Below are 6,611 nucleotides of genomic sequence, written 5' to 3' on the forward strand. Positions count from 1 at the left end.
TACATAGCAAAAAGTCACTATTAAAAAGTTAAATACGAATTATTCCACTATGATGCAAATAGATATGCTGACATTGCTCTGACAATCAATACACTATGCTAAAAAACATTATTCATATTTATGAATAAAATCAGGAATAAGTTCGAATAGATCTCCCACTAATCCATAATCCGCATAACTAAAAATTGTAGCTTCAGGATCTTTATTGATAGCCACTATGACTTTGGCATCTTTGATCCCTGCAATGTGTTGAATCGCACCTGAAATGCCCACTGCTATGTACAGATCGGGGGAAATAATCTTACCTGTTTGCCCGACTTGATGATCATTGGAAATATAGTCAGCATCCACAGCTGCTCGTGACGCACCCACCGCACCACCTAACACATCTGCTAGTTGTTCGATCAAGACAAAGCCTTCTTTACTTGCGACACCTCTGCCACCAGCGACCACGACATTGGCATTGGCTAACTCTGGACGTTCACTTTTAGATGCTTGTAACTCAACAAAACGTGTCGATGTACTCTCAAAAGCCTTATCAAGATGAACAATTTCAGCACAACTATCACTACTATTACAGGCATCAAAACTTGCGGCACGAATGGTTGAGACGATATAAGGATCACTTGAACTCACTTCCGCAATCGCATTACCTGCATAAATAGGACGAACCACAGAATGTAGAGACGTAAAGCCCATCACATCTGACAATTGTTCAACATTCAGTTTGGCTGCAATACGAGGCAGCAGATCTTTACCTTGAGTACTTGAGCTTATGAATAGATGCGTATATTGAGAGGCGATGTCGACAACCAGCTTTGCAATATTTTCAGCAAGCGGATATTGATAACACGTATTATCAGCAACCAATACTTGCTCTACACCCTCTAAATACGCAGCTTGCTCTGCCACATTCGAATAATCGCAGCCAGCCACCAGCACAGATATAGTGACGTTGTCACTGTATTGTTTTAATGAATGAGCTGCTGTTATTGTTTTACGTGTGGCGATAGATAGATTCACCTCATCATGTTCAGCAATGATCAATACTTTAGCACTGTCCATTAGATCACCTTCGCTTCCTGAGTAAGTTTATCAATCAACTCATCAATGCTTTCCACCATCACACCTGCACTGCGCTGTTGAGGCTTACTGTATTTAATAATGGTTTGAGACGATGGTTTAGCTAATGACGCTAAATTGGGATACAGCGAGATATTGTCATCAATGAAAGTAGCTAAAGAAGAGCAAGTAAGCGGTTTGGATTTCGCCTTCATGATATTAGGCAAAGACGCAAAACGAGGGGTGTTTAGTCGAAGATCGCAGCTAACCACGCAAGGTAAATCGACCGATAAGATTTCAAGCCCAGCATCGACTTCTCTTGTAACTAATAACGCAGGATTATCACGATTTGGATCAGGCTTTATCTCTGAAGCAAATGTGGCTTGAGGCCAATCTAATAGGCCAGCTAACATTTGTGGCGTTTGATTATTATCACCATCAATAGATTGTTTTCCCATCAACACCAAATCACAGTCTTGTTGTTGTGCCAATACAGCTAACACATTCGCGATTTTTAATGGTGTAAATAGGCTAACACTAGAACTTGCAGCATTATCTGATAGAAAATCAGCAGTATTAATATGAATGGCACGATCGCCACCTAATGCCAATGCGGTTCTTAATGATTCATTACAACTGTCATCGCCAATACTTACCACAATGATTTCTTGTGCTAAGCCTTGCTCTTTCATTTGTACCGCTTGTTCAAGAGCAATAGCGCAAAACGGATTAATGGTCATTTTCACATTATGATCATCAATACCACTGTGATCGTCTTTGACACGAATAGCCACATACGGGTCTATTACTCGCTTAATCGCGACAAGAATTTTCAAACTAGACTCTGCCATATCGCACACCTCTTATAAGAAGTCGTTGATTTAACGGCTAATACTGGAATGTGTTACTTTCTTTGAGCCTAGTTGAATTTACGTTTACGTCAACTGGACTATAGTTAAATGAAACAGTAAAGGAGCGCGCAATGGCAGAAGAAAACAGTACGCTAGAAAGTATCTCTTTTGATGTTTTGATTGTCGGGGCAGGCCCTGCGGGGTTATCAAGTGCAATTCAATTAGCACAACTTGCGAAAGAGCATCAACGCCCACTCTCCATTGCTGTAATAGAAAAAAGTGCTGACATTGGCGGGCATATCTTATCGGGGGCACTGTTTGATCCCCACGCATTAAACGAATTGATTCCCGACTGGCAACAAACCGATTGCCCAGTTATCACCAAAGCAAAACAAGACGATTTCTACTGGCTTACTAATGATCACGCATCAATCACTATTCCTACCCTTTTTCGCCCCAAAAACACCGACAATAAAAACAGTTACGTGATCAGTTTAACTGAGTTATGCCGATGGCTAGGAAAACAAGCAGAACAACTTGGTGTGGAAATTTACCCCGGTTTCAGTGCAGAGAAAGTATTATTCGAGCATCAAAGAAGTGACATTGTCACTGAAGATAATGCAGATTTGCCCATCTATATGAGTAGGGTTAAAGGCATCATTACCAAAGCCATGGGAATAAATAAGCAAGGCGAACCTAAATCGACCTATCAACCCAGTATGATGATTAATGCACGCTATACCATTTTTGCCGAAGGTAGCCGAGGTCATTTAGGTAAATCACTGATCAAACAACTGAAATTAGATAAACATAGCCAGCCGCAACACTATGCGCTAGGCATTAAAGAAGTGTGGCAAGTACCTAAACATCATAAAGCTGGACATGTCATTCACAGTTTAGGTTGGCCTTTGAGTGAATCACAGACCACTGGCGGAAGTTTTATGTATCACATGGATGATGAACATATCGCTGTTGGCTTGATCACCGACTTAAACTATCGCAATCCCTATTTAAGCCCATTTGATGAGTTTCAACGTTTAAAGCATCACCCAGTTTTTGCCACGGCACTTAAAGACGGCAAACGCATTGAATACGGTGCAAGAGCGATTACCAAAGGTGGTTTAGCCTCCCTACCTAAACAATCATTCCAAGGCGGTGTACTTATTGGTTGTGATGCTGGCACATTAAATATGAACAAATTGAAAGGTTGCCACACCGCCATGAAATCCGGGATGTTAGCAGCAAGAGCGATATACAGTGAATTGATGAAAGATCACAGCCATACCGAGCCTTGCTATCAAGCCTTATTTGAAAGTAGTTGGTTATATGAAGAATTACATCAAGCCAGAAATACCTGCGCTAACATTCAGAAATTCGGACAACTTACAGGTGCTTTTGCGACGTTAATCGAGCAGAACCTCTTTAACGGTAACGCCAAATGGCAGCTTACTCACAGCAAAGCCGATCACCAATGTTTACTACCTATTTCCGAAGCCACGCCCATTCGCTACCCCAAACCTGATAATCAATTAAGTTTTGATAAAACATCGTCACTGTATCTTGCCTCGATTAATCACCCTGACGATCAACCCTGCCACCTTGTATTGCACGATGCTTTAATTCCAATACAGCAACACCTCACCAAGTTTGATGAACCCAGCCAACGCTACTGCCCAGCAGGTGTTTATGAAGTTATAGAAGAAAGCAACCAAGTACGATTTCAGATAAATGCAGGGAACTGCCTACAGTGCAAAGCATGCGATATAAAAGATCCATCACAGAACATTTCATGGACACCACCCGAGAGCGGATCAGGGCCTAATTATAGAAAAATGTAATAAGTCCAAACTTTTTTTGAATGTAAAATCTCTCAAACAACAAAATGCTTCTAATGCCACACTGACAAGCAAAAACAATTAACGCACTGTTTTTAAATGATAAAGTGATTATCCTTTCAGCTTAACTACAATCAACATGCACAAAATGCATTTAAAAAATGAAAAGCATTCATTTTACTCATACACTTATAAATCATAGTATTTGCCTCAAGCCAAGAAGCAGCAAAGACAGCGAAATAACGCCTGTTAAATAATCAAAAAAAGCTTCAAAAGCAGTGAATTAAAATCAGCCGATCGTGCTCAACACACATCAGATTTTAAGTTTATGGTGAGTCCATCTCATCATGACGCATTCGCATATATCACCTATTGAGGTAAACATTATGACAATCCCTACTACTGAAATGCTAGAAGCATGGAAAGGTTTTAGTGCTGGTAACTGGCAGCAAGAAGTTAATACGCGTGACTTTATCCAAACTAACTACACGCCATATGAAGGGGATGAGTCTTTCCTAGCTGATGTAACGGAAACAACAACATCACTATGGAATACCGTTCTAGAAGGTATTAAAGAAGAAAGCCGCACTCACGCACCGGTTGATTTCGATACTGATTTACCATCAACAATCACATCTCACGATGCTGGCTACATCAACAAAGATCTAGAAAAAATTGTCGGTCTACAAACTGACCAACCACTTAAGCGTGCAATCATCGCTAATGGTGGTATTCGCATGGTTAAGAACTCATGTGAAGTATACGGTCGTCAACTAGACGAAAACGTAGAGAAAATCTTTACTGACTACCGTAAAACACACAACAAAGCATGTTTCGATCTATACACTAAAGAAATCCTAGCGTGTCGTAAATCAGGCATCATCACAGGTCTACCAGATGCTTACGGTCGTGGTCGTATTATTGGTGACTACCGTCGTCTTGCACTATACGGTATTGATTTCCTTAAAGCTGACAAGCAAGAACAATACAAATCAACTCAAGCATTCCTAGAGCAAGGCCAAGATCTAGAAAAAACGCTTCGCCTACGTGAAGAGCTAGCAGATCAGGTTCAAGCACTAGAAGACATCCGTCAAATGGGCTTGAAATACGGCATCGACATGTCAGCACCTGCTCGCACAGCACAAGAAGCGATTCAGTTCACTTACTTCGGCTACCTAGCAGCAGTTAAGTCTCAAAACGGCGCAGCAATGTCACTAGGTCGTACATCAACATTCCTTGATGTATTCATCGAGCGTGATATTCAAAATGGCTTGATCAACGAGCAAGAAGCGCAAGAGATGATCGACCACTTCATCATGAAGCTACGTATGGTGCGTTTCCTACGTACACCTGAGTACGATTCACTGTTCTCTGGCGACCCAATCTGGGCAACAGAAGCAATGGCGGGTATGGGTGTTGACGGTCGTACACTAGTAACGAAAACAACATTCCGTTACCTACATACGCTACACACAATGGGCCCAGCTCCAGAGCCAAACATGACGATTCTTTGGTCTGAGCAGCTACCTATTGCATTTAAGCAATACGCAGCAAAAGTATCGATTGAAACATCATCTGTTCAATACGAAAACGACGACCTAATGCGTCCTGATTTCAACAACGATGACTACGCAATCGCATGTTGTGTAAGCCCACAGGTTGTTGGTAAGCATATGCAGTTCTTTGGCGCTCGCGCTAACCTTGCAAAAGCATTACTTTACACAATCAACGGCGGTGTTGACGAAAAATCAAAAGCACAAGTTGGTCCACAACTAGCGAAAATTGACGACGAAGTATTAGACTTTGATTCACTAATGCCACGTTTTGATTCAATGCTAGATTGGTTAGCAACACAATATGTGACAGCACTGAACATCATCCACTACTCTCACGACCGTTACAGCTACGAAGCATCACTAATGGCATTAATGGATCGCGATGTACGCCGTACAATGGCATGTGGTATTGCAGGTCTATCTGTAGTTGCTGACTCACTAGCAGCGATTAAGTTTGCCAAAGTAACACCAGTACGTGACGAAGATGGCGTAGCAATCGATTTTAACATCGAAGGCGACTACCCTAAATTCGGTAACAACGACCCACGTGTAGATGACATTGCTTGCGATCTTGTTGAGCGCTTCATGAAGAAGATTCAGAAGATGAGCATGTACCGTGAAGCAATTCCAACACAATCAATCTTAACCATCACATCAAACGTTGTGTACGGTAAGAAGACAGGTAATACACCTTGTGGTCGTCGTGCTGGTATGCCATTTGGCCCAGGTGCAAACCCAATGCACGGTCGTGATGAAAACGGTGCAGTAGCATCACTAACATCAGTATCTAAACTACCATTTGCTTACGCGAAAGACGGTATCTCATACACCTTCTCTATCGTGCCAAATGCATTAGGTAAAGATGAAAACACACAGAAACAAAACCTTGCAGCCCTAATGGATGGGTACTTCCACCACGAAGCAGCAGGCGCAACAGATGGCATCGAAGGTGGTCAACACCTAAACGTGAACGTATTAAACCGTGACATGTTATTAGATGCTGTTGAGCACCCAGAGAAATACCCACAGCTAACAATTCGTGTTTCTGGTTACGCAGTGCGTTTTAACTCACTAACTCGTGAACAGCAACAAGATGTAATTAGCCGTACCTTTACTAATAAGATTTAATAATTTGCTACTACGTTGGTAATACCTGACTGCCTACCCAAAGGTATTACCAATTTGCCGCCATAGTTCCCTACCTAGCTATGGCGGCTTTTTTATTCATTATTTACAGAAAATATAATCGTGAAACCTACTCTTTCAGCTCCTTAATTAACAAAGTTTTTACACTTACAGTGTAAATT

The 6,611-nt window shown here is 41.6% G+C and carries 4 protein-coding genes; 2 read left to right on the forward strand and 2 right to left on the reverse strand.

Annotated features, from left to right (window positions below):
• Positions 1-108: 108 nt before the first annotated feature.
• Together E5A76_RS03200 and E5A76_RS03205 are read right to left on the reverse strand one after the other, a co-directional pair.
• The gene (locus tag E5A76_RS03200; protein WP_161118086.1) at positions 109-1,065 is read right to left on the reverse strand and encodes an electron transfer flavoprotein subunit alpha/FixB family protein; all 957 of its coding nucleotides are present in this window, start codon (positions 1,063-1,065) and stop codon (positions 109-111) included.
• Complete coding sequence (locus tag E5A76_RS03205) at positions 1,065-1,898, reverse strand: electron transfer flavoprotein subunit beta/FixA family protein (RefSeq protein WP_187695538.1); 834 nt, start codon at positions 1,896-1,898, stop codon at positions 1,065-1,067. The genes E5A76_RS03200 and E5A76_RS03205 overlap by 1 nt, the downstream gene beginning before the upstream one ends.
• A gap of 146 nt (positions 1,899-2,044) precedes the next feature.
• On the opposite strand from E5A76_RS03205, the gene E5A76_RS03210 reads away from it, so the two are divergent.
• Together E5A76_RS03210 and pflB are read left to right on the forward strand one after the other, a co-directional pair.
• Positions 2,045-3,751, forward strand: a complete 1,707-nt coding sequence (locus tag E5A76_RS03210; protein WP_161118088.1) for an electron transfer flavoprotein-ubiquinone oxidoreductase — start codon at positions 2,045-2,047, stop codon at positions 3,749-3,751.
• Between the two features lie 383 nt (positions 3,752-4,134).
• Positions 4,135-6,432 carry a formate C-acetyltransferase gene (gene pflB, locus E5A76_RS03215; protein WP_023935118.1) on the forward strand — a complete coding sequence of 766 codons (2,298 nt, stop codon included), beginning with the start codon at positions 4,135-4,137 and terminating at the stop codon, positions 6,430-6,432.
• The last annotated feature ends 179 nt before the right edge of the window (positions 6,433-6,611 follow it).

Origin of the sequence: Photobacterium lucens, assembly GCF_009873615.1 — a bacterium.
Classification (GTDB): Bacteria; Pseudomonadota; Gammaproteobacteria; order Enterobacterales; family Vibrionaceae; genus Photobacterium; species Photobacterium lucens.

Excerpts from the sequence above, each read along its gene's own strand:
- E5A76_RS03200 (WP_161118086.1), bottom strand. The coding sequence starts at position 1,065 with ATGGACAGTGCTAAAGTATTGATCATTGCTGAACATGATGAGGTGAAT.
- pflB (WP_023935118.1), top strand. The coding sequence starts at position 4,135 with ATGACAATCCCTACTACTGAAATGCTAGAAGCATGGAAAGGTTTTAGT.
- E5A76_RS03210 (WP_161118088.1), top strand. The coding sequence starts at position 2,045 with ATGGCAGAAGAAAACAGTACGCTAGAAAGTATCTCTTTTGATGTTTTG.